Source organism: Sinorhizobium sp. CB7 (assembly GCF_041357635.1).
Classification (GTDB): domain Bacteria; phylum Pseudomonadota; class Alphaproteobacteria; order Rhizobiales; family Rhizobiaceae; genus Rhizobium.
On sequence record NZ_JAULLL010000015.1, the window covers coordinates 43,748 to 69,797 of the forward strand.

26 protein-coding genes are annotated in these 26,050 nt (G+C 59.7%); 13 read left to right on the forward strand and 13 right to left on the reverse strand.

The window, feature by feature from the left end; translation table 11 throughout:
• Positions 1-17 precede the first annotated feature (17 nt).
• Positions 18-1,388 (forward strand): PleD family two-component system response regulator, encoded by a 1,371-nt coding sequence (locus tag AAE029_RS25465; protein WP_371075696.1) that lies wholly within the window; start codon positions 18-20, stop codon positions 1,386-1,388.
• Positions 1,389-2,148: 760 nt separating this feature from the next.
• Here AAE029_RS25465 and rpmG read toward each other — a convergent pair.
• From rpmG to AAE029_RS25515, 10 genes are all read right to left on the reverse strand, one after another.
• On the reverse strand, positions 2,149-2,316 hold the full coding sequence (gene rpmG, locus AAE029_RS25470; protein ID WP_003587245.1) for a 50S ribosomal protein L33: 168 nt from the start codon (positions 2,314-2,316) through the stop codon (positions 2,149-2,151).
• A 91-nt stretch (positions 2,317-2,407) separates the two neighbouring features.
• On the reverse strand, positions 2,408-3,592 hold the full coding sequence (locus AAE029_RS25475; RefSeq protein ID WP_371075697.1) for an MFS transporter: 1,185 nt from the start codon (positions 3,590-3,592) through the stop codon (positions 2,408-2,410).
• A 10-nt stretch (positions 3,593-3,602) separates the two neighbouring features.
• A complete protein-coding gene (locus tag AAE029_RS25480; protein ID WP_371075806.1) occupies positions 3,603-4,283 on the reverse strand; it encodes an NUDIX domain-containing protein in 681 nt (226 codons plus the stop codon).
• 11 nt (positions 4,284-4,294) lie between these two features.
• Positions 4,295-4,753: a DUF983 domain-containing protein gene (locus AAE029_RS25485; protein ID WP_371075698.1), complete on the reverse strand. Its 459-nt coding sequence runs from the start codon at positions 4,751-4,753 to the stop codon at positions 4,295-4,297.
• Between the two features lie 25 nt (positions 4,754-4,778).
• Complete coding sequence (rnr, locus tag AAE029_RS25490; RefSeq protein WP_371075699.1) at positions 4,779-7,151, reverse strand: ribonuclease R; 2,373 nt, start codon at positions 7,149-7,151, stop codon at positions 4,779-4,781.
• Complete coding sequence (topA, locus tag AAE029_RS25495; RefSeq protein ID WP_371075807.1) at positions 7,148-9,799, reverse strand: type I DNA topoisomerase; 2,652 nt, start codon at positions 9,797-9,799, stop codon at positions 7,148-7,150. The genes rnr and topA overlap by 4 nt, the downstream gene beginning before the upstream one ends.
• A 231-nt stretch (positions 9,800-10,030) precedes the next feature.
• The gene (gene dprA / locus AAE029_RS25500; protein ID WP_371075700.1) at positions 10,031-11,179 is read right to left on the reverse strand and encodes a DNA-processing protein DprA; all 1,149 of its coding nucleotides are present in this window, start codon (positions 11,177-11,179) and stop codon (positions 10,031-10,033) included.
• Entirely contained in the window at positions 11,179-11,784 is a 606-nt protein-coding gene (gene plsY, locus AAE029_RS25505; protein ID WP_371075808.1) for a glycerol-3-phosphate 1-O-acyltransferase PlsY, read from the reverse strand. The genes dprA and plsY overlap by 1 nt, the downstream gene beginning before the upstream one ends.
• 33 nt (positions 11,785-11,817) lie before the next feature.
• Positions 11,818-13,107, reverse strand: coding sequence for a dihydroorotase (locus AAE029_RS25510; protein ID WP_371075701.1), 1,290 nt, complete (start codon positions 13,105-13,107; stop codon positions 11,818-11,820).
• Entirely contained in the window at positions 13,104-14,045 is a 942-nt protein-coding gene (locus AAE029_RS25515) for an aspartate carbamoyltransferase catalytic subunit (protein ID WP_371075702.1), read from the reverse strand. The genes AAE029_RS25510 and AAE029_RS25515 overlap by 4 nt, the downstream gene beginning before the upstream one ends.
• A gap of 180 nt (positions 14,046-14,225) precedes the next feature.
• On the opposite strand from AAE029_RS25515, the gene AAE029_RS25520 reads away from it, so the two are divergent.
• The 4 genes from AAE029_RS25520 (at position 14,226) to AAE029_RS25535 (ending at position 17,451) form a co-directional block, all read left to right on the forward strand.
• Complete coding sequence (locus tag AAE029_RS25520; protein WP_371075703.1) at positions 14,226-15,884, forward strand: acyl-CoA dehydrogenase family protein; 1,659 nt, start codon at positions 14,226-14,228, stop codon at positions 15,882-15,884.
• A 163-nt stretch (positions 15,885-16,047) separates the two neighbouring features.
• Entirely contained in the window at positions 16,048-16,707 is a 660-nt protein-coding gene (locus tag AAE029_RS25525; RefSeq protein ID WP_371075704.1) for a TetR/AcrR family transcriptional regulator, read from the forward strand.
• 172 nt (positions 16,708-16,879) lie between these two features.
• Positions 16,880-17,110 carry a hypothetical protein gene (locus AAE029_RS25530; RefSeq protein WP_371075811.1) on the forward strand — a complete coding sequence of 77 codons (231 nt, stop codon included), beginning with the start codon at positions 16,880-16,882 and terminating at the stop codon, positions 17,108-17,110.
• Between the two features lie 11 nt (positions 17,111-17,121).
• Positions 17,122-17,451, forward strand: coding sequence for a DUF6105 family protein (locus AAE029_RS25535; RefSeq protein ID WP_371075705.1), 330 nt, complete (start codon positions 17,122-17,124; stop codon positions 17,449-17,451).
• Here the strand turns inward: AAE029_RS25535 and ruvX are convergent.
• Positions 17,391-17,882 carry a Holliday junction resolvase RuvX gene (ruvX, locus tag AAE029_RS25540; protein ID WP_371075706.1) on the reverse strand — a complete coding sequence of 164 codons (492 nt, stop codon included), beginning with the start codon at positions 17,880-17,882 and terminating at the stop codon, positions 17,391-17,393. The genes AAE029_RS25535 and ruvX overlap by 61 nt on opposite strands.
• A 219-nt stretch (positions 17,883-18,101) precedes the next feature.
• Here ruvX and AAE029_RS25545 point away from each other — a divergent pair, with 219 nt between their 5' ends.
• From AAE029_RS25545 to AAE029_RS25560, 4 genes are all read left to right on the forward strand, one after another.
• Entirely contained in the window at positions 18,102-18,806 is a 705-nt protein-coding gene (locus AAE029_RS25545) for a metal-dependent hydrolase (protein ID WP_371075707.1), read from the forward strand.
• A 69-nt stretch (positions 18,807-18,875) separates the two neighbouring features.
• Positions 18,876-19,163, forward strand: coding sequence for an Asp-tRNA(Asn)/Glu-tRNA(Gln) amidotransferase subunit GatC (gatC, locus tag AAE029_RS25550; protein ID WP_371075708.1), 288 nt, complete (start codon positions 18,876-18,878; stop codon positions 19,161-19,163).
• A gap of 69 nt (positions 19,164-19,232) precedes the next feature.
• Positions 19,233-20,714: an Asp-tRNA(Asn)/Glu-tRNA(Gln) amidotransferase subunit GatA gene (gene gatA / locus AAE029_RS25555; RefSeq protein ID WP_371075709.1), complete on the forward strand. Its 1,482-nt coding sequence runs from the start codon at positions 19,233-19,235 to the stop codon at positions 20,712-20,714.
• 20 nt (positions 20,715-20,734) lie between these two features.
• Positions 20,735-21,199 carry a GNAT family N-acetyltransferase gene (locus AAE029_RS25560; RefSeq protein WP_371075809.1) on the forward strand — a complete coding sequence of 155 codons (465 nt, stop codon included), beginning with the start codon at positions 20,735-20,737 and terminating at the stop codon, positions 21,197-21,199.
• A 25-nt stretch (positions 21,200-21,224) separates the two neighbouring features.
• Here AAE029_RS25560 and AAE029_RS25565 read toward each other — a convergent pair whose 3' ends face one another.
• A complete protein-coding gene (locus AAE029_RS25565) occupies positions 21,225-21,836 on the reverse strand; it encodes a TetR/AcrR family transcriptional regulator (protein ID WP_371075710.1) in 612 nt (203 codons plus the stop codon).
• 100 nt (positions 21,837-21,936) lie between these two features.
• Here AAE029_RS25565 and AAE029_RS25570 point away from each other — a divergent pair, with 100 nt between their 5' ends.
• On the forward strand, positions 21,937-22,677 hold the full coding sequence (locus AAE029_RS25570) for an SDR family oxidoreductase (RefSeq protein ID WP_371075711.1): 741 nt from the start codon (positions 21,937-21,939) through the stop codon (positions 22,675-22,677).
• A 156-nt stretch (positions 22,678-22,833) separates the two neighbouring features.
• Here AAE029_RS25570 and AAE029_RS25575 read toward each other — a convergent pair whose 3' ends face one another.
• Positions 22,834-23,091 carry a YjhX family toxin gene (locus tag AAE029_RS25575; RefSeq protein ID WP_371075712.1) on the reverse strand — a complete coding sequence of 86 codons (258 nt, stop codon included), beginning with the start codon at positions 23,089-23,091 and terminating at the stop codon, positions 22,834-22,836.
• 308 nt (positions 23,092-23,399) lie between these two features.
• On the opposite strand from AAE029_RS25575, the gene AAE029_RS25580 reads away from it, so the two are divergent.
• The 3 genes from AAE029_RS25580 (at position 23,400) to AAE029_RS25590 (ending at position 26,030) form a co-directional block, all read left to right on the forward strand.
• Positions 23,400-23,909 (forward strand): GNAT family N-acetyltransferase, encoded by a 510-nt coding sequence (locus AAE029_RS25580; RefSeq protein WP_371075713.1) that lies wholly within the window; start codon positions 23,400-23,402, stop codon positions 23,907-23,909.
• Positions 23,910-24,007: 98 nt separating this feature from the next.
• Positions 24,008-25,510, forward strand: a complete 1,503-nt coding sequence (gene gatB / locus AAE029_RS25585; RefSeq protein ID WP_371075714.1) for an Asp-tRNA(Asn)/Glu-tRNA(Gln) amidotransferase subunit GatB — start codon at positions 24,008-24,010, stop codon at positions 25,508-25,510.
• A 4-nt stretch (positions 25,511-25,514) separates the two neighbouring features.
• Entirely contained in the window at positions 25,515-26,030 is a 516-nt protein-coding gene (locus AAE029_RS25590) for a GNAT family N-acetyltransferase (RefSeq protein ID WP_371075715.1), read from the forward strand.
• Positions 26,031-26,050 lie beyond the last annotated feature (20 nt).

The window sequence follows — 26,050 nt, forward strand, 5'->3', positions numbered from 1 at the left end:
AGGGCGGGGAAAAGCTTATGACCGCACGGATCCTGGTAGTGGATGACATTCCGGCGAACGTCAAAGTGCTGGAAGCACGGCTGCTTGCCGAGTATTTCGATGTGCTGACAGCCTCGGACGGGTTCGAGGCACTCGCCATATGCGACCGCCACCAGGTGGATCTCGTTCTGCTCGATATCATGATGCCGGGGATGGATGGTTTCGAGGTCTGCGAGCGATTGAAGGACAATCCGAAAACGTCCCACATTCCCGTTGTGATCGTGACCGCGCTTGACCAGCCGGCCGACCGCATCCGCGGTCTCAAGGCCGGTGCCGACGATTTTCTGACCAAGCCGGTCAATGACCTCCAGCTCGTGTCCCGCGTGAAGAGCCTCGTTCGGCTGAAGACGTTGAGCGACGAGCTGCGCATGCGCGCCGAAACAGCGCAGACGATGGGAATGGAGGATCTTCTGCGCGGCGAGGGGCGCATCGATGAGACCGGGCAGGTACTGCTCGTCGATGGTCGTGCCAATTCGCAGGAGCGTATTATCAAGGCGCTGAAGCCGATTGCCGATGTCTCTGCCATGTCCGATCCGCAGGCTGCGATTTTTGAGGCGGCCGAAAGTCCCTTCGAACTCGTCATCGTCAACTCCAACTTCGACAATTACGATCCACTGCGCCTCTGCTCACAACTCCGCTCGCTCGAGCGCACCCGATTCCTGCCGATTCTTCTCGTCGCGGATCAGGGAGCAGACGACATGGTCGTCCGTGCTCTCGAACTCGGTGTGAATGATTATATCGCGCGTCCGGTCGATCCGAACGAACTGGTCGCGCGCTGCCTGACACAAATGCGCCGCAAGCGCTACAACGACCGTCTGCGGGCAAGCGTGAAGCAGACGATCGAACTGGCGGTAACGGATGCACTGACGGGGCTGAATAATCGCCGTTATCTCGACAACCACCTTCGCGTACTTTTCAACCGCTCTGTGGCGCGCGGCCGAGCAATGTCGGTTCTGATCACCGATATCGACCGCTTCAAGCAGGTTAACGATACCTATGGTCACGATGCCGGTGATGAGGTTCTGAGGGAGTTTGCAAACAGGATCAGAGCCGCGGTTCGCGGCGCCGATCTTGCCTGCCGTTATGGCGGTGAGGAATTTGTCATCGTCATGCCGGATACATCAGCCGATGTGGCGGCTGCGGTAGCCGAGCGGTTGCGTGCATCCATCGAAGGCAGGCCATTCATCTTGCGCGGAGCCGATCTTTCGTTGAATGTGACAGCGTCTTTCGGTATTTCTTCACGCATCGCAGCCATTGAGACGCCGGAACTGCTCATGAAATACGCTGATCGTGCTCTCTACGAGGCGAAGAACTCGGGCCGTAACCGCGTGGTGGCCGCCGCTGCATGACCTTTCACAGCCGCCATTTTCAGTCTTCCACAGGATAGTCGATAACATTAAAATTTTTTAATGTTTTGAGCATCAGCGTCTTATATGCTCGCTTTGATTTCAATTTTTTGCGTAATTCTCATTAAGGCAAAATCTAAAGCTGCAAACCTTTATAGGAAGCATAATCATGAAGATGTTATGCCGGTATAAGCCATATCATAGTGGGCACGTCGAAATATTTTTTCTTTTCTTTTCTTTCTTTAAATAAGACATACGGAATTTTTATTTAATTTTAAGAGCGATACGAAGAATTGTCCTACTGAAGTCTATCTCCTTCCTGACGTCTGCTCCGTGTCGGCTATTGCTGTCGAAGTGATTTCAGCATATGCTGGTTGTGTCGAAGCGAGAAATTTAACCATAAAAGCAAGCTGAGATTTTTTGTCATTAAGAATTTGTTGATTTTCTTTCATTTTTGCGCAAATTAGCGCACATAAAGGACAACATCCCATAAAGGGATCGATCTACCCCATGATGCTCAGGTCCGCCGCATCTCCTGGGTCGTGGGGTCGGTCGGCTGGCAGGCAAACCAAAGCGGTTCCTCGTGCCGCGATTGCGTGCCGGCCGACCCCCGTAACGTAATGAACGCCGCCTTCTCCGGAAGTGCGGCGTTTTTCGTTCGTGGTGGAGAGGGGCGGCGGCCGTTGTTCGGCGATATCGAAAGACAATGAAAAAGCGCGCAACCTGCTGGCGCGCGCTCTAGAAAATGAACCAGATCAGGAAATTACTTGATCTTGGTTTCCTTGAACTCGACATGCTTTTTTGCAATCGGGTCGTACTTGGTCTTCGTCATCTTGTCCGTCATCGTACGGCTGTTCTTCGTCGTGACGTAGAAGAAACCGGTGTCGGCTGTCGACAGCAGCTTGATCTTGATTGTTGTAGCCTTGGCCATGGTCGTCCTGCCTTTGGAAAAATGAAGCCGTGGACGACCTGTACGAGCCCACGGCGAATTCTGCGCGAAACTACAAATCGCGCTCGAAAAGTCAAGTGCGATTTCGGCGGAAAAGCACCCTTCCCACCGAGAGGATTACATAAAGCCCAAAGAAACAGGCGATCGACCAGGCAAAACCGTTGTTGCCGGCGACATCGATGGCGGCGCCGATTGCCTGCGGTCCCGCAACGGTGCCGACGGCATAACAGAAGACGAAAGCAGCGTTGGCGGCCGCGAGGTCGGATCCCGTCAGGCGTGATCCGAGGTGGGCAAGGCCGACCGTGTAAAGGCCCGCGACACTCCCGCCCCAGAAGAGCAGGATCGCTCCCATCAGCAGCCAGTTGGTGACGAGATAGGGGAGCAGCAGCGACCCGAGGAGCCCCATGCATGCCATCGCCGTCAGCAGCGGTCTCTTGTCGGAAACCCGATCGGAGAGCATCCCGAGCGGGATCTGGAATATGACATTGCCGACGCCCATCATGGTGAGCAGAAGTGCCGCCTGTGATTCCGTGAAATGGGCACGAACGGCATAAATCGGGAAAAGTGCGAGACCGCCCGCCTCAACGGCGCCGAAGATGAAGACCGCCGCTGTCGCGGTCGGAACAAGGAAGACGTAGCGCATGAAATGCAGCTCCGGCTTCTCCTCGAGGACCGGGCTTTCATAGCGCGCGATGAAGATCGGGATGGCAGCCAACAGGATGGCGCCGGCACCGACAAGAAAGGGCAGGATGCCATCGCTGCCAAGCAACGAAAAGAGCAGCGGTCCGGCAGCAAAGCCGATCGACAGCACGGTCGCATAAATGCCGAGGACGAAGCCGCGCTTGGTGGGTGGCGAGGCGGCATTGATCCAGAATTCCGAGAGAATGAAGAGCGTTGTCGTCGCGCCGTGGAAGGCGAAACGCAACGGAAACCACATCCAGAAGTCCTCAGCATAATAAAAGCCGAGGGCGCTGATTGCCGAAATCAGCACCGCCCAGAGCATCGTCGGCGCCACGCCGTATTTATGGGCAAGTTTCGTGGTGATGGGCGCTGCGGCCATGGCTGCCAATCCGGCCATAGCCGTATTCAGACCAATCAGCGTTGAAGGGATGCCGCGCTTTTCCAGAATAATGCTGAGAAGGGGCAGGCCGAGGCCGATGGCGATGCCGACTGCGGAAATCGACGAGATGGCAGCAACGAGTGATGGCCAATGGATTTCCTCGACATCACCGGGCGTGCCGTTTCTCGGCTGATTCATGAATTCATCCTTAGAGAACATCGCGAGCGAATCGCCCGTTGCGCATGAGATAGAAAGGCACAGGCGTGCCAAATCCAAGTGACGGGTCGGCTTTCATCAGGCTCATGACATCTCCGAGAACGATCCGTGTTATGTCGGGCATGTTCAGGCAAGAAATGTCTCCGATGTCAAGCCATTGGAGATCTAGCAATTCCTCAGAATCGCGGACGAGCCCGGGATCGATGCCGGCCTCATCCGTGAAGGTGCAGAAGAAACGCGTGTCATAGCGGCGAACCTGGCCCGGTGGGGTAATGGCGCGAGCGACATAACGCAACCCGCCAAGATTGGCGACCAGACCTTGGGGACCTGCGGCCTCTTCCGTAACTTTGCCAAGAACGAGACCGGTTTCTTCTGCAAGCTCTCTGACAGCGGCAAGGGCCATCGCGCGCGCACCGCTGACGGTCAAGCCGGCACGGCTCGAAAGCAGCAGCTTTTCCGTTACTTGCGGCTGCAGGTCGATGGAATAGGGCAACGCGTGATCCCTCGGATCCCGCCGGCCACCCGGAAAGACATAGGTATCTGGAAAGAAGACGTGCCGGCTGCCGCGCCGCCCGAAAAGGATGCGGTGCCCTGCGTTCGATCGATCGATTAGAATGAGCGCGGCTGCATCGCGTGGTCTTCTGGAGGCCGCCGTCATCGGCCTTGGCGTCATATCCGGTCTGTTCAAACGGAACCGCTCTTCTGGTCGAAATCTTCCGGATTGTCGCTGTGGCCGCCGAAGCCATGCATCTTCAAGGCCCACTGCAGGCCGATCACGCCGCCCTTGATCGGCTGGATCGACAGAAGAGCCGTCATCACCGTGATCGGCACCCAGATGGCGAGACTGACCCAGACAGGCAATGGATAGGCCATGTCCGTGAGCATGTAGCCACCGACGACGACGTGGCCGAGCACCAGGATGACGAGATAGGGCGGCAGATCGTCGGCGCGCTGGTGAAACATCTCCGCGTTGCAGAACTGGCAGCGATCCACCGGCTTCAGAAAGCCACCGAAGAGCCGACCGATGCCGCAGACAGGACATTTGCAGAGCAGGCCGCGCATGATCGAGCGTCCGAGCGGACGTTCGCTCTCGTCCGACTGGCCGTATTGCACGACCTCATTGGGCTGGCTGTTCGTCATCATCGTCCTCCCTGCGGACCTTCGGAGTTCACCGACGTCCGCGCAGTGGTCTCGTGCCAGGCTTCTTGCGGGCCTGCACCCGATCGCGCCGACCCGCCTTGTGGAATGAGCGCACTGCTGTCGGCATATTGCGCCCGTCGCTCAGCATCTCGAAACGAAGCGCGCCGGCAAGTGGGATTGCTTCCGCAAGCCTGACCTTGACGGCATCGCCGAGCCGATAGCCCTGACCGGTTTTCTCCCCCGTCAAAGCCTGATGCGCCTCATCATAGATGAAGTAGTCGCTGCCGAGGGTGGATATAGGAATGAAACCGTCCGCGCCATAGTCCGGCAGCGTGACAAAAAGACCGGATTTCGTAACGCCCGAGACACGGGCGTCGAATTCCTCGCCGACACGGGTGCTGAGATGATGCGCAATCAGGCGGTCCACGGTTTCACGCTCGGCCGCCATGGCACGCCGTTCGAACGTGGAGATCTCGGCGGCGATATCGTCGAGCGCAGCTTCCTCGTCCGGGGTTATGCCGCCCTCACCAAGGCCAAGCGAGTCGACCAGCGCGCGATGCACGATGAGGTCGGCGTAGCGGCGGATCGGGGAGGTGAAATGCGCGTACTTCATCAGATTGAGGCCAAAATGCCCGATATTCTCGGGACTGTAGATTGCCTGGCTCTGCGAGCGCAGCACCATCTCGTTGACCATGGTCTGATGCGCGGTACCCTCCGCCTTTGCCAAAATGCCGTTAAAGCTGTTGGCGCGCAGGTTTCCGCCCTTAGCGAGCGAGATGCCGAGCGTTGCCAGGAATTCGCGCAAGACTTCCTGTTTGGCAAGCGTCGGGCCGTCATGGATGCGGTAGATCAGCGGCTGGCGTCTCTTCTCGAGCGTCTCTGCGGCGGCGACGTTGGCCTGGATCATCATCTCTTCGATGAGCCTGTGCGCATCGAGGCGCGGCGGCACGAACACCCGGTCCACGGTGCCGTCGGGTTTCAGCAGGATCTTGCGCTCCGGCATATCGAGCTCGAGCGGCTGGCGCCGATCTCGGCCGCGCTTTATCACGTCATAGGCATGCCAAAGCGGCTTCAGAATAGTTTCCAGCAGCGGTCCGGTCTTGTCGTCCGGCTTGCCGTCGATCGCCGCCTGTGCCTGCTGATAGGAGAGCTTGGCCGCACTTTTCATCATGATGCGGTGGAAGGCGTGGCCGATCTTGCGGCCCTCCTTCGAGAAGACCATGCGGACGGCGAGCGCCGGACGATCGACACCTTCCTTCAAGGAACAGAGATCGTTCGAGATGCGCTCCGGAAGCATCGGAACGACCCGGTCGGGGAAATAGACCGAATTGCCGCGCTTCAACGCCTCGCGATCGAGGGCCGAATTTGGTCGCACGTACCAGGACACGTCCGCGATCGCCACGTTGACGATAACGCCATCCGGATTCTCGGGCGAGGGGTCCGGTTCGGCAAAAACCGCGTCGTCATGATCCTTGGCGTCGGCCGGATCGATGGTGATGAGCGGCAGGTCGCGCCAATCATCGCGATGGGCCATCGTTGCCGGTTTGGCGGCCTCCGCCTCGGCAATGACCGCAGGGGGAAATATATAGGGAATGCCATGCGCATGGATCGCGATCATCGAGATCGCCTTCTCCGAGCTGACCGAACCCACGACGGAGAGTACCTTGGCGCGCGGCAGGCCGAAGCGGCCAAGCCGCGCCACTTCGACCTCAACGAGGTCGCCGTCCTTGGCATCGCCCTTGTAGTCCAGGTCGATCACCATCTCCTCACCGCGCCGGTCGATCGGCAGGAGCCGTCCGCCGCCGCCCGGGGCATCGCGGAAGACGCCGAGCATGGCACCGCGCCGCTTGTCGATCACCTTGATGATGCGCGCCGTATAGGCCGGACCACCGCGGTCGGTGGCGGGGAATATCTTGGCGAGGATCCGGTCGCCGAGGCCGGCGACCGGGGCTTTGCCTCGCCCATTGCGGCCGGCGGGAGATGATTGGCGGATCGCCACTGCGGGCGCGACACCGGCATCCTCCGGCCACTCCGCCGGTCGACCGATCAACTCCCCGTCCTTATCGCGGGTGGTGATGTCCAGGACGGTGACGGGGGGAAGGGCGCCCGGACGGATCAGGGACTTGCGGTTCTTCTGCAGCATCCCTTCCTCTTCGAGGTCACGCAGCAGATTCTTGAGTTCTACCCGTTGTTCGCCCTTGAGGCCGAAAGCCTTGGCGAGTTCCCTCTTGGAGGCCTTTTGCGGGTGATCGGCGATGAAGCGCAGGATGACTTCGCGCGGCGGCAGCATGCCGTGCACTATGTTTAATGGCTCGACGCCTGCCGGATCCTTGTGCGAGCGACCAACTTTGCCGGTGCGTGCGCCCGGAATTCTCGTTCTGTCGCGCGGCTCTCTTTTCACTCTGAACTCTTCTTCGATTTGGCGGGCGTCTTTGCCTTCGCCTTCGGCTTGGTCGCGGTCTTCGTCGGCTTGCTGTCGGCGGCGGCCGTCTTGGCTTTCGATCGTGCCGTCGTCTTGGTCCCGTCCGACTTGCTCCCTTTTGCCGCAATCAATGCCAGCGCTTCTTCGACTGTTATCGACTGCGGATCCTTGCCCTTGGGCAAGGTGGCGTTGACCTTGCCCCAGTTGACATAGGGGCCGTATTTGCCGTCGCGAACAGTGATGGCGCCACCGTCAGGATGGTCGCCTAACTCCTTGAGGGCCGCCGTTGTTCCGCGGCTGGCTCCTGGCGCCTTGTTCTGCTTCTCTGCCAGAACTGTCACGGCGCGGTTGAGACCGATGGTGAAGACGTCTTCAACGGTCTCGAGATTGGCGTAGGTGCCGTCGTGCAGCAGGAAGGGCCCATAGCGCCCGATGCCGGAGGAGATCATCTTGCCGGTCTCCGGATGCTTGCCGATATCGCGCGGCAACGAGATCAACGCCATTGCCTTTTCGTAATCGATTTCCTCCGGGCGCCAGCCCTTCGGCAGCGAAGCTCGCTTGGCATCCTTGCCGTCGCCGCGCTGGACATAGGGACCGAAGCGGCCGGAGCGCAGCGTCAGCTCCTCGCCGGTTACCGGATCGGTACCGAGGCCCTTCGGCTCGTTCAGCGCTGCGGCTTCCGCCTCAGCCCCGTTTTCGGACGAAAGCTGGCGAGTATAGTTGCATTCCGGATAGTTCGAGCAGCCGATGAACGCACCGTATTTGCCGAGCTTCAACGACAGATTGCCGGTACCGCACACTTGGCAGATGCGCGGATCGCTGCCGTCTTCGCGTTTCGGGAAGACAAGCGGCGCGAGTGCCTCGTTCAACGAGTCGAGCACGTTGGTGACGCGCAGTTCCTTCGTGTCTTCGATCTGCGCGAAAAAGTCCTTCCAGAATTCACGCAGCACCTGTTTCCAGTCGAGTTCGCCGGCGGAGATGCGGTCGAGCTTTTCCTCAAGGTCGGCCGTGAAGTCGTATTCGACATACTTCGTGAAGAAGCTTTCCAGGAAGGCTGTCACGAGCCGGCCTTTGGCCTGCGGTACCAGCTTGCGCTTGTCGATCGTCACGTAGTCGCGATCACGAAGCGTGGCGAGCGTCGCCGCATAGGTCGACGGCCGGCCGATGCCGAGCTCTTCCATCTTCTTGATCAGCGAGGCTTCCGAATAACGCGGCGGCGGCTCAGTGAAGTGCTGCGTCGCGTTGATCTTCTGCTTGGCGAGGTTTTCGCGCGCATTGATTTCCGGCAGGCGACCATCCTCATCACCGTCGTCGCTCTGCTCGCCGTCCTCCTTCTGATCCGTATAGGCGGCGATGAAACCGTCGAATCGGATCACTGAGCCAACGGCACGTAGTCCCGCCTTCTGGCCGGCATTGTCGGCAAGGATATCGACGGTTGTCCGCTCGATCTCGGCGGATGCCATCTGACTGGCGATGCCGCGTTTCCAGATAAGATCATAAAGCTTGATCTGGTCGGCATCGAGAAATTTGCGGATGCGGTCGGGAGAACGATAGAAATCCGTCGGGCGGATCGCCTCATGTGCCTCCTGAGCGTTCTTTGCCTTGGTCGAATAGAAGCGTGCTTTTTCCGGCATGTAGCGGTCACCGAACTGATCGACGATGGCGCGCCTTGCGGCATCGATCGCTTCCGGCGCCATCTGCACGCCATCGGTACGCATATAGGTAATGAGACCGACGGTTTCGCCGCCGATATCGACGCCTTCGTAAAGCTTCTGCGCGACCTGCATCGTACGCGACGCGGAGAAGCCGAGCTTGGAGGAAGCCGCCTGTTGCAGCGTCGATGTAGTGAAGGGAGGGGCCGGATTGCGCTTGACGGGCTTTGCTTCGACCGTATCGACGACATAGCTCGCGCCCTCGAGCAAAGCCTTCAGCTTGCCCGCTTCCTCGCCGTTTCCAATGGAACGCGGTTGCAGCCGCTTGCCGTTCGCCGCAACCAGACGCGCCTCGAATTCATCGCCGCGCGGGGTCTTCAGAATGGCCGAGAGATTCCAGTATTCTTCCGAGATGAAGCGTTCGATCTCCGACTCGCGGTCGCAGACCAGACGAAGGGCCACGGACTGCACACGGCCGGCCGAACGCGCGCCCGGCAGCTTGCGCCAGAGCACCGGAGAGAGATTGAAACCGACGAGGTAGTCCAGTGCGCGTCGGGCAAGATAGGCATCGACCAGCGCCGCGTCGATCTCGCGCGGCTCGGCCATCGCGTCCAGCACCGCCTTCTTGGTGATGGCGTTGAAGACGACGCGCTTCACAGGCTTGCCATTGATGACGCGCTTCTTGTTGAGAAGATCAAGCACATGCCAGGAGATCGCTTCGCCCTCACGATCCGGGTCGGTCGCAAGAATCAGGCCGTCGGAGGATTTCACCGCATCGGCAATGTCCTTCATCCGCTTCGAGGAGGCGCCGTCGACCTCCCAAAGCATCTCGAAATCCTTATCGGGCAGCACCGATCCGTCTTTGGCGGGCAGATCGCGCACATGACCGAAGGACGCAAGAACCTTATATCCGGGTCCCAGATACTTGTTGATCGTCTTGGCCTTGGCAGGCGATTCCACCACTACAACATTCATCATGATTCTCTGACTACGAGACTGAACGGCACGACTTGCTTGGGAAGACGGATCGCTTCCGGCCCTTCGACATGGATGGGGAAATCGCTCCGGTCAAGAGGTTTGCCACATTTTTGCGTGATGCACCGAAATGCAACTGTAGAGAGAGCGTGAAGATATCGCAATTTCTGGAAAGCGTAAGCCGTTCTGTTTTCGGGGTGTCCGTAAGCGGCGGGCATGAGCGTCCGGTTCTCAATCCGCCATCACAATCGAGATCAATCCGCCGGGGTGGCGGTGCAGCCGACCGGCGATATCCAGCTCCAGAAGAATGAGATAGACCGATGATGGCGACAGTCCGGTATGGCGGACGATGTCATCGATCTCGACGGGCGTAGGGCCCAGTGCATCGGTAATGAGAACCCGCTCGGATTCGTCCGGCGGCGCAAGTGACCTTCCATCATGACGATCGGGCTCCCCGGCGCCAAGTGTCGCAAACAGGTCGAGCTGCGAGAGCGGCGCCAGCGCCTCGATCACATCCTGGGGACTGGTTACGATCAAGGCGCCGTCCTTCAGCAGGGCATTCGTCCCTTGGCAGCGAGGATCAAGAGGCGAACCCGGGACCGCAAAGACCAGCCGGCCGAACTCGCCGGCAAGGCGCGCCGTGATCAGCGAACCGGATCGAAACGCCGCCTCCACGACGACGGTCGCAAGCGCGATGCCCGCGATCAGCCGGTTTCTCCTAGGAAAGTCGCGCGCCCGCGGTTCCCATCCGAAAGGCATTTCGCTGATGGCAAGCCCGTTACCGTTCCAGATTTCGTCGAGCAATGCCCGATTTTCCGGAGGATAGGGCTGATCGAGCCCGCCGGCCATCGCTGCAATCGTGCCGGTTTCGAGGCTTGCCCGATGCGCCGCCGTGTCGATGCCACGCGCCAGGCCCGAGGCCACCGCATACCCGGTTCTGCCGCAGTCGCGCGCGATCATCGCTGCGAATTTCGCACCGCTGATCGAGGCATTGCGGGAGCCAACGATCCCGACCGCGGGCCGGGTGGCGACCGCGAGATCGCCCTTGACGGTGATGAGAGGCGGCGCGCCCTCGACCTGCCTGAGCGCGGATGGATAATCGGGTTCGCCAATGCCGATGAAACGGGCACCAAATTTGCGAACGGCTTCCAATTCGCGAAGCGCTTCCGCCTCGCTTGCTATCCGAATCGCCCGCGTGGCGCCGCCGCGGGCGGACAGTTCCGGCAGCATGGCGAGCGCGGTTTCGGCGGATCCGAATTGGTGGATAAGATCGCGAAAGGTTACCGGACCGATATTGTCGGAGCGGATCAGGCGCAGCCAGGCAATTCTTTGCCTTTCCGTCAGCGCAACTCCCTCTGGCCTTGCGCTGCGTGCGTCCATTATCCCTTGGCTCCGATCTTGGTTTCCGTGCCGTTCATCAGACGGCCGATGTTGGCTTTGTGCTTCCACCAGGAGATCAGCGTCATGACCGCCATGACGGCGGCGATCTCCTCGGCACCCAATAGCCACAATGCAACCGGAATGACAAGAGTTGCAACCAGAGCGGAAAGCGAGGAGTAGCGGGTCGTAAATGCGATCGCCAGCCAGACGACGCCGAAGAGCACGACCATGATCGGCGCAAGACCGAGCAGGATGCCGATATAGGTCGCAACCCCCTTGCCGCCCTTGAAACCGATCCAGACCGGAAAGAGATGCCCCACGAAGGCGGCAAAACCCGCGAGGACGGCGGCCTCTTCGCCGAAGGCATGATTGACGATCAGAACTGCCGCCGTGCCCTTGAAGGCATCAAGGAGAAGCGTAGCCGCTGCCAGCTTTTTGTTGCCGGTGCGCAGCACATTGGTCGCGCCGATATTGCCGGAGCCGATCTTGCGGACATCACCGAGGCCAGCGGCGCGGGTCAGGAGCAGGCCGAAGGGAATGGAGCCGAGAAGATAGCCGATGGCGAGTGCCGCGAGCGCAATCGGCAGTGTGATCTGCCATGTCATGAAACCAGCCACGATATCGTCTCCCTCACGCTGTCAGAGCGAATGCACGCATTGTCCGGCGACATAGGTCGCAACGGCACGCCCGCTGAAGCGTGCGTCCTCGAAAGGCGTGTTCTTCGAGCGCGAAAGAAGCATGTCCTTCGTCACAAGCCAAGGCTCGTCGAGATCGATCAGGGCAATATCCGCCTTCGCACCTGGCTTGAGCGTGCCCGCCTCGATCCCGAAGATCTGCGCCGGCCGCGTCGACATGGCATCGACGAGGCGCATGAGGCTGACCTGACCGCTGTGATGCAGCCGCAACGCCGCCGCCAGCATGGTTTCTAGACCGACGGCGCCGTCCGCCGCTTCGCTGAATGGCAGACGCTTCGTATCGACGTCCTGCGGATCGTGCGACGAAACAATGATATCGATCGCGCCGCTTGCAAGCGCCTCCACCATGGCTGTGCGGTCGTCCTCCGAACGCAGCGGCGGGTAAAGCTTGAAGAAGGTACGGTATTCGCCGATATCGTTTTCGTTGAGCGCCAGATTATTGATTGAGATGCCGCAGGTGACATTCGCACCGCGGCTGCGGGCAAGTTCGATCGCCTCGACGGACTCGGGGACGGAAATCATCGCGGCGTGATATTTGCCACGGGTCAGTTGCGCAATCCTGAGATCGCGTTCGAGCGGGATCAGCTCCGCTTCCTTCGGGATGCCGGAAAGACCGAGCCAGCTTGCGAGCAGGCCTTCATGCATGACGCCATTGGCGCCAAGATATTTGTCGCGCGTCTCGCTGCAGATGATGGCGCCGAATTCGCGGGCATAGGTCATCACCCGGCGAAGCACCTGCGTGTCATGGACGCTGGAGCGGCCATCGGTAAAAGAGACGGCGCCGGCTTCCATGAGCAGGCCGATCTCAGTCATCTCCTCGCCGGCGAGCCCCTTGGTAATGGCCGCCGCCGGATAGACATTGACCACCGCGTGGTCCCGTGCCGTCTTCCTGACGAATTCGACGAGGGCGATGTCGTCGATCACCGGATCGGTGTCCGGCATCATGATGAAGGATGTCACTCCGCCGGCAGCCGCAGCGCGGCTCGCCGAAGCGATCGTCTCGCGATGCTCGGCGCCTGGCTCGCCGACATGCACGCGTGCATCGACGAGGCCGGGAATGGCGACGAGCCCCGTGCAATTACGGATTTCGGCACCCTGGGGGGCCCCTTGGTTCTGCGCCTCCTTGCCGGCGGCGGCGATAACGCCGTTCTCGACGACGACCGTTCCGATTTCGTCGAGATTGCGCGAAGGATCAACGATCCGGACATTTTGGAGGACGATCGACTTCTTCATGCACGCGGCCCCTGATTTTGCGAGACGAGCAGGGCTTCCATGACGGCCATGCGCACTGCAACACCCATTTCAACCTGTTCGGCGATCACGCTCTGCGGGCCGTCGGCAACTTCAGAGGAGATTTCGACGCCGCGGTTCATCGGGCCCGGATGCATCACCAGCGCATTCTCCTTCGCCGCCTTCAATGTCTCGGCGTCGAGCCCGTAGTAATGAAAGTACTCGCGCACCGAGGGCACGAAGGCGCCGGACATACGCTCGCGCTGCAGCCTGAGCATCATCACCACATCGGCGTCCTTCAGGCCGTCCTTCATCGAATGGAACACTTCGACGCCCATTTCGGCGATCCCTGTCGGCAGCAAGGTGGCTGGCGCCACTACGCGCACCCGTGCACCCATGGCGTTAAGCAGAAGGATGTTGGAGCGGGCAACGCGCGAATGAAGGACGTCGCCGCAGATCGCGACAATGATGCGCGAAAGCTTGCCCTTGGCGCGGCGGATCGTCAGTGCGTCCAGGAGGGCCTGCGTCGGGTGTTCATGCTGGCCGTCGCCGGCATTGATCACGGAGCAGGAAACCTTCTGGGCGAGGAGGGCGGCTGCTCCCGCGCTCGAATGCCGGATCACCAGCACGTCGGGGCGCATCGCGTTCAGCGTCATTGCCGTGTCGATCAGCGTCTCGCCCTTTTTTACCGACGAGTTGCCGACGGACATGTTCATCACGTCGGCGCCGAGCCGCTTGCCGGCAAGCTCGAAGGAGGATTGCGTCCGCGTGGAAGCCTCGAAGAAAAGATTGATCTGGGTTAGACCACGTAGGGTGGACGTCTTCTTTTCTCGTTGGCGGCTGATCTTGACCGCCTCGTCGGCCTTGTCGAGAAGATAGGTGATATCCTGTTCGGTAAGGCCCTTGATGCCGATGAGATGGCGGTGGGGGAAGAAGACCATGAACCTGCCCTCTGAATGTCGTCAGCGGGTCTATAAAGACTGGGGCTGTCCTCGGCAAGCGCGTGCTGCAGACAATGATGCAAGTCCGCATGCAATTTCGTACGAATCCCGCTAGAGCAGAGACGAGCGAAATCGTAACTTCCGGTTTCCTTTTGACAGCCTCTTCTCTAGAAGCAATTCATGACTCAATCGAACCGGACTGACGACAAATTCGCCGACCTGAACCAGCCGAGCCTCTGGTCCGGCATCAACGCCTATCGCACCGATCCCCTGATCGTTGATCTGACGTCCGGGCTGCCGCGCGCGACCCGTGAGGATCTCGAGCAGATGGGCCGTTATGTGACCTCGCACGAGGCGCAGGAACTCGCGCGCATGGCCAACCAGGGCACGCCGCAGCTCAGGACCCATGGACCGCGCGGCGAACGTCTCGACGTGGTCGAGTTTCATCCGGCCTGGCACGCCTTGATGCGCCGCTCCATGTCGGTCGGTCTGCATTCTTCAGTCTGGGATCCGCAGGCCGATGCCGAGGCCAAGGACAAGGCGCACAAGATCCGCGCCGCGCGTTTCTATCTGACCGCGCAGCTCGAATGCGGCCACCTCTGCCCCTTGACGATGACGAGTGCGTCCGTGGCGGCGCTTTCCGCCTCTCCGGCCGTGCAGAAGGATTGGGCGCCGAAGATCCTGTCGCGCAAATATGATTCGTCCAACAAGCCGGCCATGCAGAAGACTGCCGTCACTATCGGCATGGGCATGACGGAGAAGCAGGGCGGAACCGATGTTCGCGCCAACAAGACAAGCGCCGAAAGGGTCAGCGAAGGGATCTATAGGCTATCGGGACACAAATGGTTCATGTCGGCGCCGATGAGTGATGCTTTCGTCATGCTCGCGCAGACCAAGGAAGGCATGGGCTGCTTCCTGGTTCCCCGCCTGCTGGAGGATGGTTCGGCCAATGGCCTGCAGTTCCAGCGGCTGAAGGACAAGATCGGCAATCGCTCGAACGCCTCCTCGGAAGTGGAGTTCAGCGACACGTTCGGCTTCCTTCTCGGTGCTCCCGATGCTGGTATTCGAACCATTCTCGACATGGTGACGTTGACTCGGCTCGACTGCGCGCTTGCCTCTGCCGGCATCATGCGCGCTTCGCTTGCGGAAGCCGTGCACCATACGCGCGGCCGCAGCGTCTTTGGCAAGATGCTGGTCAACCAGCCGATCATGACCCGCGTGCTCGCCGACATGGCGCTGGACGTCGCGGCGGCAACGGCGCTGTCCTTCCGGCTGGCGGATGCCTTTGACAAGGCACGCGGTAGCGCCGAGGAAGCCTCTTTCGCCCGGGTCATGACGCCGGTCGCCAAGTACTGGTGCTGCAAGATCGCTCCGGCGCTGATCTATGAGGCGATGGAGTGCATCGGTGGCAGTGGCTACATCGAAGAGCGTCCTATCGCGCGCCATTACCGCGAAGCTCCTGTCAATGCCATCTGGGAAGGTTCCGGCAACGTCATGGCGCTCGATGTCCTGCGCGTCCTCAACCGGGGCAAGGACCTGTTCGAAACGGTCTTTACCGGTCTTGCGCGCGATCTCGGACCTGCCGGCAAGAAGACCATAGACGTTTTGCGCGCCGCCATGGCACTCTGCGAGCGTGACGAGGGTGCTGCCCGGCTTCTCGTCGAGCAGCTGGCGCTCGCAGCCGGTGCGGCCGAACTCTATCGGCTGGGGGCAGGGCGCATTGCCGACGCCTTTATCGAAACGAGGCTCGCCGGTGGCTGGCGTTCGACCTACGGCATGCTCGATTCCCGCTTCGACGCCAGCTACATCGTCGATCTGCTCTATCCGCCGGCGACTTGAAGCTGTTGTGTCGGGGCGCTCGGATCTTCGCTGGTATTCGCTTCTGGGGCGCCGCGACAAATGCAAATATCCACAAATGTTTGGAAGCAATGGCGCCTGGCGCCATTGTCGGGGTTGATGACCGCTGCTAATCGCCGGTTGGTGACAAGCTGGGGTCGACACAATGCCGAATGCAAGCGCGGTTCTCGAAAAGCCGATTGATCTCGGGACGAAACCCGAGAAGCGTATCCGGGACCGAGCCGCCACCGCGCGGGCCATCCTGGTGGCGGCCAAATCGCTTCTGGCGGAGGAAGGGTTTCAGAATTTCGGCATCAATGCCGTGGCTCGGCGCGCCGGTTGCGACAAGCAGTTGATCTACCGTTATTATGGGGGTCTTGACGGTCTGGTCGAAGCGATCGGCGCCGATCTTGGAAGCTGGGTCAAGGATCATATTCCCGAAGACAGCGGCGGCATGTTTCTCTTGACCTACGGCGATCTGATGGAACGGCTGATACTTCTGTTCCTCGAAGCCTTGCGTCACGATCCGCTCATGCGTCGTATCGTTGCATGGGAGGTTTCCGAAAGCACGGAGCAGGTGAGGCGGCTATCGGAGGCTCGCTCCAAGGCGCTTTCCGCATGGCTCGAACGCATGCGCGGCTCGCTAATGCCGCCCAAGGGCGTCGATACCGTCGCCGTCAACGCCGTCCTGTTCGGAGCCGTTCAGCACCTCGTTCTCTCTGCCGCGACCGGTGGTCAATGCGCGGGTCTCACGTTGAAGATGTCGAAGGATTGGGAGAAGGCGGCCGGTGCGATCAAGCGGCTCGTGCGCGGCGTTTACGGCTGAATTTCCTTCTACAGCGCCGTGCGTCTTTTCAGACGCACAAAGGTCGCTGTAGCACTTTGAACTGCTGCATGTTTTATCCTTAAATCGATCCCGATTTAAGGAAACATCCAGTGGGATGAGGAAGCGGGGAGGCCTTGTCCACAGCGGTCGAGTCTGCCGTTAACCTTAACAAATGGTTTACGTTGCGTGCCGCTGGTTAACCGGCCAGTGTGCCGGTGATACCAATTGTACTGATCGCACTATCATGGGAACCAAACTGGCAAAGGCGGCGTTTCTGATCTTCGCGATGATGTTTTTCGCAGTGCTGGCCCTGAATATCGCAGTGCCGGCGCTCGTCTTGAGTGTCATGGCGTTGCCGAACTGGTTGATTTTGTCCGGCAGCGGCGCAGTGCAAAAAAATTAAGGAAGAACCGCATGAAGTGGTTTCTGATTTTCTGGGCCGGCCCTGTCCTGTTTCTCGGCGGCTGGTATTGGCTTTCCTATTACGACATCAGTTTCGGTATCTTCATGTTTTCACGCCAGGTGCACGACCTTGTCTTCCAGGTCTATGGCCACGCGCTTGGCATTCCGCCCGAGTCGATTCCCCCGCTGGTGGCCCGCGCCATCGCGTTCGACAGCCTGATCGTTTTCGCCATCATCGGCTTGCGCAAACGCAAGGCGATTGCTGCATGGTGGAGAGGTCGTCAGTCGGCGGGCCTGGTGGCCGATCTTGCCAGCAAGGAGAGCCTGTCGAGCGCCCCCTGAAGGATGAAGCTTGCGGCGGCCGAATCGATACGCTCGGCCCGCTTGGCGCGCGAGACATCCATTTCCAGAAGCGCCCGTTCGGCAGCGACGGTGGATAAGCGCTCGTCCCAATAGATGAAGGGAAGGGTGGTCTTTTCGCCCATGTTGCGCACGAAGGCGCGTGTTGCTTGCACGCGAGGCCCCTCCGAGCCGTCCATGTTGATGGGGAGTCCGATGATGAAGGCCGCGATCTTTTCCTTTTCGGCGAAGGCGAGCAGCACCTCGGCGTCGATCGTGAATTTGACACGCTTTATGACCGGCCTTGGCGTGGCGAACCTGAGCCCGAGATCCGACATCGCTACACCGATAGTTTTGGTGCCGAGATCGAGGCCGGCGACGGGCTGTCCAGGCTGTAGCACGGTTGCAAGCTCTTCGATGGTAAGCGTCGTCATCGACATGTCATCCCGTCAAGAGAAATTGAAGCCCGCACAGCTTTTCTTTGTGCCGGTTTCGGATATGTCCTAGCGCATAACCCCGGAAAAATCGGAAGCGATTTTCGGAAGGACTAAGCGTGGACTCGAAAGTGCTGTTGCATCCCTCGGCCTTCATCGGGATGCGCGGCGCAGTAACACCGGATCTACGTTTCAAATCAAGTTCAAAGGAGCAGATTTATGAAGATCATCTGGCTTGGCCATGCCGCCTTCCGCATCGAGACGGCCAAGGCAAGAATCCTTATTGACCCGTTCTTTACCGGCAATTCCTCCTTTGCCGGCATCGATGCGAAGAACGTCACATCCGGTGTCACACATATCCTGCTGACCCATGGTCACACCGATCATGTCGGCGATACGGTCGCGATCGCCAAGGAAACGGGTGCGGTCGTTCTCGCCAATGCTGACCTCGCATCCTGGCTCGCCACCAAGGGCGTTTCCAAGCTCGAAATGGGCAATACCGGCGGTACCGTGGCCCTTGGCGGCTTCTCGGCGACTTTCACCAATGCACTTCACTCATCAGCGCAGATCACCGAGGATGGTGTCTCGCACTCACTGGGCAATCCGAACGGCCTCATGCTGCATTTCGACGACGAGCCGACGCTGTTCCATATGGGCGATACCGACATTTTCTCGGACATGGGCCTCATCAACGAGTTGCATCAGCCTGATATCGGCATCGTGCCGATCGGGGATCGCTTCACCATGGGAGGTGCGGTGGCAGCGCTCGCATGCCAGCGTTTCTTCAATTTCAAGACCGCCATGCCCTGCCACTACGGCACGTTCCCGATTATCGACCAGACTCCGGAAAAGTTCGTTTCCGGCATGGAGGGTTCGAAGACGGCGGTGAAGACGCCGAAGCCCGGCGAGAGCCTTTCGCTGTAACAATACCCCGTTGCACGCGGCGGACATGGCCTTTATAGCGGGTAGGAAAAATCCCATCCGGAGTTTGCCATGTCCGTCGATCTTGCCACCGTTAAGCGCGTCGCGCGCCTTGCCCGTATCGCCGTCACCGAAGACGAGGCTGAACGCATGATGGGTGAGCTGAACGGAATCCTCGGCTTCGTCGAGCAACTCTCCGAAGTGGATGTGTCCGGCGTCGAGCCCATGACGTCCGTCACGCCCATGGCGATGAAGAAGCGGACCGACGAGGTTGCCGATGGCGGCAAGGCATCCGACATCGTTTCGAATGCTCCCATCACCGACCAGAATTTCTTCCTCGTGCCCAAGGTCGTGGAATAGGCGCGCCGAGATCGCTTGCGCATTCCGACACCACACAGTCCTCTTCTTCGAGACGTGAAGCGAAACAATATGAGTGAACTTACAAGCCTGACCATTGCCGAAGCCCGCCAGAAGCTGCGCGCCAAGGAGATCACCGCGACTGAGCTGACCGAAGCCTATATCTCCGCGATCGAGGCGGCCAACGACCAGCTCAACGCCTACGTGAAGGTCACGCCGGAAAAGGCCCTGCAGATGGCGGAAGCCTCTGACGCCCGTATCGCCAGTGGCAAGGCCGGGGCACTCGAAGGCATTCCGCTCGGAATCAAGGACCTGTTTGCCACGGAAGGCATTCATACCCAGGCCTGCAGCCATATCCTCGATCGTTTCGAGCCGCATTACGAATCGACGGTCACGCAGAACCTCTGGGACGATGGCGCCGTCATGCTCGGCAAGCTCAACATGGACGAGTTTGCCATGGGGTCCTCCAACGAAACCTCCTACTATGGTCCGGTCATCAACCCCTGGCGCGCACGCGGTTCCAACCAGCAGCTCGTTCCGGGCGGTTCCTCGGGCGGTTCAGCCGCTGCGGTTGCGGCACATCTCTGCGCCGGCGCCACTGCAACGGATACCGGCGGCTCCATCCGCCAGCCGGCCGCCTTTACCGGTACTGTCGGCATCAAGCCGACCTACGGCCGCTGCTCGCGCTGGGGGACGGTCGCCTTCGCCTCCTCGCTTGACCAGGCCGGTCCGATCGCCCGTGATGTTCGCGACGCTGCGATCCTGCTGAAGTCAATGGCGAGCGTCGATGCCAAGGACACGACCTCCGTCGACATGCCGGTGCCGGACTATGAATCGGCACTCGGCAAGTCGCTGAAGGGCATGAAGATCGGCATTCCGAATGAATATCGCGTCGACGGCATGCCGGAAGAGATCGAAACGCTCTGGCAACAGGGCATCGCCTGGCTCAAGGATGCGGGCGCCGAGATCGTCAACATCTCGCTGCCGCACACGAAATATGCGCTGCCGGCCTATTATATTGTGGCGCCGGCCGAAGCCTCGTCGAACCTTGCCCGCTATGACGGCGTACGCTACGGCTTGCGTGTCGATGGCAGGGACATCGTCGAAATGTACGAAAAGACGCGCGCTGCGGGCTTCGGTCAGGAAGTCAAGCGCCGCATCATGATCGGCACCTATGTGCTGTCTGCCGGCTATTATGACGCCTATTACCTGCGCGCCCAGAAGGTCCGCACACTCATCAAGCGCGATTTCGAGCTTGCCTTCGATGCCGGTGTCGACACCATCCTGACGCCTGCAACCCCATCGTCTGCTTTCGGCGTCGCCGACGAGGATCTGGCTTCCGATCCGGTCAAGATGTACCTCAACGACATCTTCACGGTGACGGTCAATATGGCCGGCCTGCCGGGCATTGCCGTTCCCGCCGGTCTTGACCAGAAGGGCTTGCCGCTAGGCCTGCAGCTCATCGGCAGGGCTTTTGACGAGGAGACGCTCTTCAAGACCGCTCACATCATCGAGCAGGCAGCGGGCAGGTTCACACCTGCGAAGTGGTGGTAAGCGGTCCCATATTGCGCGACATGACCGTCGGCGACCATGAATCCGTCGCCTCGGTCGGTTTTGCCGCTTGGCGATCGAGCGGTACTTTGGATGCCAATTTCGCCAGCCCTGCGGTCATCGAAGCTGCCCGCAGGGAGTTCTCGATCTATCCTGCAAACGCGAAAGGCGAAGTCGTCGTTGCGGAAATTGACGATTGCGTCGTCGGCTGGATCGCGCGTGAGGACCATCCGGACCACATATCGGACCTCTGGGTCGACCCAGGGCACCAGGGCCGTGGAATCGGATCGATGCTGATCGAACACGTATGCGCCAGGATGGCATCTTCCGGGATCAAGGCTGCGAGGATTGACACCCACGCCAATAATTCCGGCGCGATCCGGCTATATGAGCGCTGCGGCTTTCAGATCGTCTGGCGGGGAGAGGACTACGACCAGGCGCTCGCCGTCATTCTTCAAAAGGTGCATCTGAAGAAAGTATTGCGCTGAAGTTCGGAGAGATTGCCCGACGATCTTAGTCCGGCGGCGCCACAAGAACATCCCAGGCGGCAACGGCGCCATCGACAGCCTGCTGGAGTTTTTCGAAGGAGGCCCCATCGCGGGCCTGGATGGAAAGCCCCTCGATCATTGTCGCATAGAAGATCGCCATGCGCCGGGCGTCTGCCTGTGCCGAAACATCACCCTCGGCGATGCCACGCGCAATCCGCGCACATAATTCGTCCTCGTTGTGCTCGCGGCTCTCCCGCAGCAGCGACCTGATTCCAGCATTTTCCGGGATCCCCAGAAGCGATGCCAGCACGATCATGCAGCCGCGCGGTTTGTCAGGTGCGGTATAGGACCTGATATAGGATAGCAGAGCCGCTGCGATCGCATCCTTTGCGCCGGGGGTTTCGCCCAGGACAGCCTGTACCGGAGTGTTCTCGGTCGTTCGATAAAGCGCTAACGTTTCCTTGAAGAGCTCTTCCTTGCTGGTAAAGGCGGCATAGAAGCTTGGCTTACTGATCGCCATGGTCTCGATCAGGTCCGAAATCGTCGTGCCTTCATAGCCGCGTTCCCAGAAGAGCATCATTGCTTGCCACAACGCTTCCGCTCGGTCGAATTCGCGGGGTCTGCCTCGTGCTGCCAATCCATCATCCTTTCTGTACCGCAAGGTATATAAAAGGCTTGACGCTCCGACACAAGGTCGTTACGAAATATGTACCGATGGGTATATTAATAGGTGATTCATGCAGGAATTGTTGGGGAAGGTGGCTCTTGTGACGGGCGGAAGCCGTGGCATAGGTGCGGCAATCGCAAAGGCGCTGTCGGACAAGGGCGCGGATGTCGCGATAACCTATGTAAATTCGAAGGAACGGGCCGCCGCCGTGACGGCAGCCGTTGAGGCATCGGGGCGAAGAGGATTGGCCATACAGGCCGATGCCGCGGATGTGGCGGCGGCGAGGGCGGCCGTCGATGAAACGGTCAGAGTCCTGGGGCGCCTCGATATCCTTGTGAATAATGCCGGCATATTTGCCGCTTCGCCGCCCGAGAGAGTCACGGTCGAGGAGATCGACACCATGCTGGCAATCCATGTGAAATCTGTATTTGTGGCCTCGCAGGCGGCATTGAATCACATGGGAGAAGGTGGGCGCATCATTTCGATCGGATCCTGCCTCGCGCATCATGTGCCAGGCCCGGGACTGACGCTCTACTCCATGACGAAGGCCGCTCTTGGTGGCTTTGCACGCGGGCTTGCCCGGGATGTTGGAAAGCGCGGGATCACGGTCAACAATATCGATCCGGGTCCGACGGACACCGATATGAATCCCGCCGACAGCGATCGCGCGGATGCTTCACGAAAGCTGATCGCGCTCGGTCATTACGGAAAGGCGGAAGATATCGCAGCAACCGTGACCCATCTCGCCGGCTCCGGTGGGCGCTTCATTACCGGTGCGTCGATCGCCGTCGATGGGGGAATGAACGCGTGAGCGTGCGGCGTGGCGCCGTCCTATAGCAATCCCAGGAAAGTGCGAAGCGGTTTTCCGTCCGGGATTGCGAAAAGATCAAAGAGCTTAGAGCGGTTCTGCGCTTCATGGCCTTCATGAAAAGCTGAACCGCTCTAAGCCGGACGGCGCCAAACGAGGTCAGCGATTGTCGAGTTGTGCCCGCACGAGTCGGAGTCCCCGTTCCGTGATGCGGTAAGGCTGTCCGGACGATGATTTTATCGCCTTCAGCCGTTTGAGCTTGCGGAAGAGTTCCAAGTCGAAGCCGGGATAGAGCCAGCCGTCGCGGGTAAAGCAGCGAACGATACCGATTTTCTTTCTGTCGTCGCGTTCGAGTTCGATGCGGCCGCCCTGTGCCAACAGGTGGAGAATACGCTGTTCAGCGCGTGAGATATCCATTGTCGTGAAAATCCGGTTCGCGCCCATCGCGGGGCGCACAAAAACGATCTGACGTTCGGCTGAACGTCAGGGCTTCGTTTTCTCCGGCCCATGCGCGCAGACAGGATCTGCGGGCAGGGCCTTTACCGGGTCTCAGGCAAGTTGGACATAAAAGCTCCGTGGATGGCCATCCATAGAAGAGCGCCAAAACGCGGTCAAGCCTATGGGGTGCTTCAATAAAGCGGCTAATAACCCGCGCCTGTGATTGCTCGGCGGGGCTGGAAAATCAAACTCCGCAATGTTTTACTGCGATCAAACGCGGGGGCGCCATGATCCAGATACGCAACGCACGGGAAGGCGAAGCGGATTTATTGACCGAAATCGGGCTTCGTGCCTGGCAAAGGGCAATGGCGGCAATCGGCGAGACCGATACTCTGCTCGAGGCTGCCGGCAACGCCTTCAAGACTTTTACGCAAAGCGCCTGGCTGACCATTACGGTGGTCGAGCAGAATGGGGTCATTGCCGGCTGGGCCGCACGCGAGGCGCTGGACGAAAACATCTCCGACTTCTGGATCGCCCCTTCTCATCTGCGTCAGGGCCTGGGCTCGGCCTTGCTCGAGCGGATCGAGAAGGACATCGCCGGGCAGGGATTCGAGAAGGCTGCGCTGCAGACGCATTCAGCGAATGCTGAAGCGATCGAATTCTTCCGCAAGCATGGCTATGCAATCCAGTGGCTGTCAGTTGCCTACTCGCCGAAGCTCGATCGCGATGTTCCCTCCGTTGGTCTTGTCAAGCAGCTGGTGTCTGACGATAACGGCACCTATGGCCCCAGTATCTGAACGCTTCAGATGCATGGCTCTCCGGCGAAAGTCTTGCGCCGTGCCATCATTTGCTCTACCTCACAAATAAAGAAGAACAGCCCATCCAAGAGCATTTCATGACCATTGTTGACGTCCGTACGCCAGATCCGAAACGCTTCATTCCCGGCGCCACCGGCGACTGGGAAGTCATCATCGGCATGGAAGTCCATGCCCAGGTGCTGAGCAACTCGAAGCTCTTTTCCGGAGCCTCGACGGAATTCGGCAAGCCGCAGAATTCGAACGTCTCGCTCGTTGATGCCGCCATGCCCGGCATGCTGCCCGTGATCAACGAGGAATGCGTCAAGCAGGCCGTGCGTACCGGGCTTGGACTGAAGGCCAAGATCAACAAGCGCTCGGTCTTCGATCGCAAGAACTATTTCTATCCCGACCTGCCGCAGGGTTATCAGATCTCGCAGTACAAGGATCCGATCGTCGGCGAAGGAAAGATTGTCATCTCGCTTGGCCCGGATCGCCAGGGCCAGTTCGAGGATATCGAAATCGGCATCGAGCGCCTTCACCTGGAGCAGGATGCGGGCAAATCCATGCATGATCAGCATGCGACCATGTCCTACGTGGATTTGAACCGCTCCGGTGTCGCGCTGATGGAGATCGTGTCCAAGCCGGATATGCGCTCGTCGGACGAAGCCAAGGCCTATATGACCAAGCTGCGCTCGATCGTCCGCTACCTCGGCACCTGCGATGGCAACATGGACGAAGGTTCAATGCGCGCCGACGTCAACGTTTCCGTTCGCCGCCCGGGCGAACCCTTCGGTACGCGTTGTGAAATCAAGAACGTCAACTCGATCCGCTTCATCGGCCAGGCGATCGAATATGAGGCCCGGCGCCAGATCGCCATCCTGGAGGATGGCGGCGTGATCGATCAGGAGACGCGCCTCTTCGACCCGAACAAGGGCGAAACGCGCTCCATGCGTACCAAGGAAGATGCGCACGACTACCGCTATTTCCCCGATCCCGACCTGCTGCCGCTGGAATTCGATGACGCCTTCATCAAGGATCTCGAAGCCCATCTGCCGGAATTGCCGGACGAGAAGAAGGTGCGCTTCGTGCGCGAGCTTGGCCTTTCGGTTTATGATGCTTCAGTGCTGGTTTCGGAAAAGGCGATCGCCGATTATTTCGAGGCCGTCGCTGCCGGCCGCGACGGCAAGGCGGCTGCGAACTGGGTCATCAACGACTTGCTGGGCGCCTTGAACAGAACCGGCAAAAGCATTGAAGAGACACCAGTTTCGCCCGCGCAGCTCGGCGCCATCATCGATCTCATCAAGGCTGAAACCATCTCCGGCAAGATCGCCAAGGATCTCTTCGAAATCGTGCTCAACGAAGGTGGCGATCCGGCCGAAATTGTTGAATCCCGCGGCATGAAGCAGGTAACGGATACCGGCGCGATTGAAAAAGCGGTTGACGAGATCATCGCCGCCAACCCGGATCAGGTTGCCAAGGTCAAGGCCAAGCCGACACTTGCCGGCTGGTTCGTCGGTCAGGTGATGAAGGCGACTGGCGGCAAGGCAAATCCACAGGCAGTTCAGGCCCTCGTCAAGGCCAAGCTCGGTATCGAGGAATAAGGACTTGTATTTCGTCCGTACGGCGAGCGAGCGCGATCTGGAGAAGGTTCGCGCTCTCCTGGCCGAGACATGGCATGCGATCTACGATGGCTTCTACGGCTCTGACAAGGTGAATGAGCTGCATGCGTCGTGGCATTCGCTTGCAGCGCTCAAGGCGCGGCTGATCAGGAAAAATGCTGAATTCCTGGTCGCGGACGATGGCCACAACATCGGCGGCATGGGCTATGCCGCTATGTCGGATCAGATGACCAAGACCGTCATGCTGTACATGCTCTATGTCCGTCCGTCCCTTCAGCGGCAGGGCATCGGGCGGGATATTTTCGCAGAACTTGAAACCTGCTTTCCCGGCGCCGAGATCATGCGCCTTGAAGTCGAACCCAATAACGAAGGTGCTATAGCTTTTTACAGGGCTCACGGCTTCGTAGAAGTGGGCAGGACGGAAAACTGCGGCGAGGGCCAGTCGGGCATTCCGGCGTTGATATTCGAAAAAGCATTGGCTGGTGAGCAGCCGCAGGCGTAGGCGGCTGATTCGAGCCGAGG

What these genes read in the sequence shown, in the direction of transcription:
- AAE029_RS25465 (WP_371075696.1), top strand. Translation starts at nt 18, where the DNA reads ATGACCGCACGGATCCTGGTAGTGGATGACATTCCGGCGAACGTCAAA.
- rpmG (WP_003587245.1), bottom strand. Translation starts at nt 2,316, where the DNA reads ATGGCCAAGGCTACAACAATCAAGATCAAGCTGCTGTCGACAGCCGAC.
- AAE029_RS25475 (WP_371075697.1), bottom strand. Translation starts at nt 3,592, where the DNA reads ATGAATCAGCCGAGAAACGGCACGCCCGGTGATGTCGAGGAAATCCAT.
- AAE029_RS25480 (WP_371075806.1), bottom strand. Translation starts at nt 4,283, where the DNA reads ATGACGCCAAGGCCGATGACGGCGGCCTCCAGAAGACCACGCGATGCA.
- AAE029_RS25485 (WP_371075698.1), bottom strand. Translation starts at nt 4,753, where the DNA reads ATGATGACGAACAGCCAGCCCAATGAGGTCGTGCAATACGGCCAGTCG.
- topA (WP_371075807.1), bottom strand. Translation starts at nt 9,799, where the DNA reads ATGAATGTTGTAGTGGTGGAATCGCCTGCCAAGGCCAAGACGATCAAC.
- dprA (WP_371075700.1), bottom strand. Translation starts at nt 11,179, where the DNA reads ATGGACGCACGCAGCGCAAGGCCAGAGGGAGTTGCGCTGACGGAAAGG.
- plsY (WP_371075808.1), bottom strand. Translation starts at nt 11,784, where the DNA reads ATGACATGGCAGATCACACTGCCGATTGCGCTCGCGGCACTCGCCATC.
- AAE029_RS25510 (WP_371075701.1), bottom strand. Translation starts at nt 13,107, where the DNA reads ATGAAGAAGTCGATCGTCCTCCAAAATGTCCGGATCGTTGATCCTTCG.
- AAE029_RS25515 (WP_371075702.1), bottom strand. Translation starts at nt 14,045, where the DNA reads ATGGTCTTCTTCCCCCACCGCCATCTCATCGGCATCAAGGGCCTTACC.
- AAE029_RS25520 (WP_371075703.1), top strand. Translation starts at nt 14,226, where the DNA reads ATGACTCAATCGAACCGGACTGACGACAAATTCGCCGACCTGAACCAG.
- AAE029_RS25525 (WP_371075704.1), top strand. Translation starts at nt 16,048, where the DNA reads ATGCCGAATGCAAGCGCGGTTCTCGAAAAGCCGATTGATCTCGGGACG.
- AAE029_RS25530 (WP_371075811.1), top strand. Translation starts at nt 16,880, where the DNA reads ATGGTTTACGTTGCGTGCCGCTGGTTAACCGGCCAGTGTGCCGGTGAT.
- AAE029_RS25535 (WP_371075705.1), top strand. Translation starts at nt 17,122, where the DNA reads ATGAAGTGGTTTCTGATTTTCTGGGCCGGCCCTGTCCTGTTTCTCGGC.
- ruvX (WP_371075706.1), bottom strand. Translation starts at nt 17,882, where the DNA reads ATGACGACGCTTACCATCGAAGAGCTTGCAACCGTGCTACAGCCTGGA.
- AAE029_RS25545 (WP_371075707.1), top strand. Translation starts at nt 18,102, where the DNA reads ATGAAGATCATCTGGCTTGGCCATGCCGCCTTCCGCATCGAGACGGCC.
- gatC (WP_371075708.1), top strand. Translation starts at nt 18,876, where the DNA reads ATGTCCGTCGATCTTGCCACCGTTAAGCGCGTCGCGCGCCTTGCCCGT.
- gatA (WP_371075709.1), top strand. Translation starts at nt 19,233, where the DNA reads ATGAGTGAACTTACAAGCCTGACCATTGCCGAAGCCCGCCAGAAGCTG.
- AAE029_RS25560 (WP_371075809.1), top strand. Translation starts at nt 20,735, where the DNA reads ATGACCGTCGGCGACCATGAATCCGTCGCCTCGGTCGGTTTTGCCGCT.
- AAE029_RS25570 (WP_371075711.1), top strand. Translation starts at nt 21,937, where the DNA reads ATGCAGGAATTGTTGGGGAAGGTGGCTCTTGTGACGGGCGGAAGCCGT.
- AAE029_RS25575 (WP_371075712.1), bottom strand. Translation starts at nt 23,091, where the DNA reads ATGGATATCTCACGCGCTGAACAGCGTATTCTCCACCTGTTGGCACAG.
- AAE029_RS25580 (WP_371075713.1), top strand. Translation starts at nt 23,400, where the DNA reads ATGATCCAGATACGCAACGCACGGGAAGGCGAAGCGGATTTATTGACC.
- gatB (WP_371075714.1), top strand. Translation starts at nt 24,008, where the DNA reads ATGACCATTGTTGACGTCCGTACGCCAGATCCGAAACGCTTCATTCCC.